A 3,256-nucleotide genomic window follows, 5' to 3' on the forward strand; every position below is an offset into this window, starting at 1 on the left:
CCACCCCACCGTCCTCAGCGGGGATATCGACAACAACGACCTCGCCGTCCCGGCCGAAAACGCGGGGCAAATTGTAGGTGGCAACAGTTATCATGTGGTTAGAGGAAAGTATTTAAGCGTACCTACCCTGGTAGATGGGTTTGTCATTAGCGGCGGGCAGGCGGATGGAGATTGGCGGAATGATGATGAATTCGGAGGCGGAGTGTATATTGTGAATAGTAGTACTAATATCGTTCTAACCAATATCTTATTGCAAAGTAATAAAGCGGATAATGCTGGTGGAATTTGGAGCTTTGATAATAATGGTCTCACACTGACAAATGTCACCTTTAATAGGAATATAGCTGGCGGTGGTGCTGGTGGTGTGTACCAACATGGGGGACAAATCGTGTTATCTAATGTGGTTTTCAGCGACAATGATGCTGGTGGTGGTGATGGAGGCGGCCTGTATTGTGATGAATGTGATGTTGTACAGACAGAGGTATATTTTCGGGGTAATGCCGCTGAATTCAATGGAGGGGGGATGTTCGTGACGTCTCGCGGAACTAGAAATACGGTTTATTTAAGCCATGTGTATTTTGATAGTAACTCGGCTGGGAACCAGGGAGGGGGGCTTCACATATCCGGAGAATCTTTAGAGCTCACAGATGCAACTTTTAGCAATAACCAGGCGGACTATGGAGGGGGAATGTACAATCAAAATTCATCCACATTAACTAACGTGACTTTCAACAACAATTCGGCCAGAGTAGCCGGAGGGGGCATACGCGTGGGTTTGGGTAGTAGCATCCTCCTAGATAACGCCATCATTACACATAATTCGGCCGACCAGGATGGAGGTATATCAAGCTATGGAGAAGCAACTTTAGTAAACACTGTGTTGATGTATAATTCAGCCGCTACCGCTTCAGGTGGTATGTGTGCATATAATGGGCCGCTTGACCTAAAAAATGTGACATTTTTTGCCAACACCTCGGGTAGTGGACCTGGGGGATTATTCGATGATACGAATACGTCCACATTAACTAACGTAGTTTTTAATAACAACGTAGCTCAGAGTGATGGAGGAGGAGTGTTATTCGGTCTTGGCACCCATGTGCTAACTAATGCCACTGTTGTCAACAACGCGGCTGGCGGGCACGGGGGCGGCATCATGTATACGAACACAAACTATGGGACCGTTTATATCAGCAACGCCCTCTTCTGGCACAACACGTCAAGCGATGACTCATTGTCTAACCAACAGATAATAGGCTATCTACCCGACTTGGTAGTGATTCAGTCATCAGATATCCAAGGTTCAGGTGGTAGTGGCTCCAACTGGGATATTTCTCTGGGAATAGATGGCGGCGGCAATCTGGATGCCAATCCCCGTTTTTTGCGTGACCCCAACCCTGGCCCGGATACTTTTTTGGGAACAGCCGACGATGATTACGGTGATTTGCGCCTGCAGGTGGATTCCCCCGCTATTGATTCTGGGGATAACAACGCGCTTCCCGCCGATGTTCAGGATTTGGATGGAGATGGCGATACAGCCGAGCCGTTACCTTTCGATGCTGCCGGGAATGCCCGCTTTACGGATATCCTCACTGTGCCGGATACCGGTATTACATCCACTCTGGTTCCCGACCGAGTTGTAGATATCGGCGCGTATGAAACGCAACCGTTCATCAGTCTTGCACAGACTGTCACTCCTCAGCACGCTGGCCCGGGACAGCGTGTCCGATATCTGATAACCATTTACAATGTCGGACCGGTTACGGCTACAGGCGTCATTCTTACTAATACCGTTCCGTTAAGCGTAACGATTACGGGCATCACCAGTACGCTGCCAATGACTCAAACCGCTGGTTTTCCGAGTTATGCCTGGCAAGTAGCGGACGTACCAATGGGTACCCAGGGGGTCATTACACTTACCGGCATTGTCACCACCGCTTTAAATGGGGGGGAAACGCTCTGGAGCACGGCGGTTATTACTGCCAGTCAACCCGACCCTGCCCCGCAGGACAACCGCAGCGACACGCCGTTATATATCCATGAAATTATTTATGTAGATGCATCTGCAACTGGCAATAGTGATGGAACATCTTGGGCTGACGCTTACACGGATTTACAATTTGCTTTGGGGCGGGCACATCCTGGTGTGCAGATTTGGGTTGCCGAAGGGGTCTATAAGCCCACCACAGTCATCACCGATAGACTCGCGACTTTCCAATTGGTCGATGGTGTCGAAATCTATGGTGGATTCCCGGCGGGAGGCTCTATCTTTGTCCACCGAGACCCTGGCATTCACCCTACCGTGTTAAGTGGTGATATAGATGGTAATGATATCGTGGATGCACGGGGTGTTGTAACCCATGCCAGTCGGATACGTGGAGGAAATAGTTACCACGTACTCACGGCCAGCAGCCTGCGAGACATTACCTTGTTGGATGGCTTTTTTGTCACTGGCGGTCAGGCAGACGGAGTTGGGCATACTTATGGAGGGGGGTTGCGCAATACTGGCGAAAGCCAGTTGCAATTGAAACGTATCTCGTTTATGGGGAACTACGCTCTTCATGGTGCTGGGATGTATAACGCCAATAGTACGCCAACCCTGGTGGGCACCGTCTTTTGTGGTAATATCGCGCAGATTCAAGGCGGGGGATTGTACTCAGAGAATGATACGTTTTGGATTGAGAACACCCGTTTTTGCGGCAATCAGGCGAATTTGGGTGGCGGGATATATAACAACCAGGGGAATTTGGTTCTGAGTAATGTACTCTTCGTTGGCAATAAGGCCAGTGACAAAGGCGGTGGTATATTGAACAATGGTGGCACTCCAACGCTTGCGAACATCACTTTTGCAAACAATCACGCCGACTACCTCGGTGGAGGAATGTATAATCAAGGCAACAGTACCCCAAAAATTGCCAACGGTATCTTTTGGGGCAATACCTATGGGCAGGGTTTGACCAATCCATCACAAATTGCCAATGCCAGCGGCACTGTACCAGAATTCCGTCATACTCTGATACAAGGTGCCTATGTCAACGGCAATTGGGATTCTACTTTAGGTTTGGACGCCGGCGGCAACATCGATGCAGACCCCGCTTTCGTTAAAACCCCCGACCCCGGCCCGGATGGAACCTGGGGAACGCCTGATGACGATTACGGTGATTTGCACCTCCAGGCGCAATCGGCGGCCATTGACGCCGGAGATAACGGTGTCGTGCTCTCCCTTGAACAAGACCTCGATGGGGAACCCCGTTTCACC

1 protein-coding gene is annotated in these 3,256 nt (G+C 50.0%); it reads left to right on the forward strand.

The genetic code is table 11. The annotated features are described in order from the left end of the window. Positions 1-3,256: DUF11 domain-containing protein (locus tag D6694_13260; GenBank protein ID RMH37515.1), on the forward strand; the 3,256-nt coding region annotated here is incomplete at both ends.

This window comes from Gammaproteobacteria bacterium, assembly GCA_003696665.1.
GTDB lineage: Bacteria > Pseudomonadota > Gammaproteobacteria > Enterobacterales.